Raw genomic sequence first — 660 nt, 5'->3', positions numbered from 1 at the left:
GACAAACGACTCGTCGCCTATGTCACTCCGGTCGATGATCAGGCCCTCGACCCGGTAGCGGTGCGCGCGCACGTGGCCGGAACACTGCCCGGCTACATGGTCCCTGCCACGGTCCTGGTTCTGTCCGAATTCCCGCTCACCGAACACACCAAGATCGACCGGCACGCACTCCCCGCTCCCGACTACAACACGGACACCTCAGGCCGCGAGCCCCGCACTGCGCGCGAGGAGATTCTCTGCGGGTTGTTCGCCGAGGTCCTGGGCGCCGATCACGTCGCTATTGACGATAATTTCTTTGATTTGGGTGGGCATTCGCTTTTGGTGACCCGGTTGGTTGGCCGGGTTCGTTCGGTGTTCGGTGTGGAGTTGTCGGTGCGTGCGGTGTTCGAATCACCGACCGTCGCCGAACTCTCCGAGGCGCTGCACGGCGCTGATGCCCGCCCCGGCCCGACTCGGGTGGTGCCGCGACCGGACCGGATTCCGTTGTCCTTCGGCCAGCGTCGCCTGTGGTTCCTCAACCGCTTCGAGGGCGCGAACGCCACTTACAACATGCCGCTCGCCTTGCGGCTGTCCGGTCGGTTTGATGTGTCGGTGTTGCGGTTGGCGTTGGGTGATGTGGTGGGTCGGCATGAGTCGTTGCGGACGGTGTTTGGTGAGGAT

General features: G+C 64.1%; 1 protein-coding gene. It reads left to right on the top strand.

The features are described from left to right. Positions 1–660, top strand: a 660-nt coding sequence (locus AD72_RS34655; RefSeq protein ID WP_037348418.1) for a phosphopantetheine-binding protein, incomplete at both ends; no start/stop codon positions are given.

The organism is Sciscionella sediminilitoris, assembly GCF_000737195.2.
GTDB lineage: Bacteria > Actinomycetota > Actinomycetes > Mycobacteriales > Pseudonocardiaceae > Sciscionella > Sciscionella sediminilitoris.
Note: the sequence above shows the minus strand (reverse complement) of the source record. Positions and strands in the feature narration are given on the sequence as shown.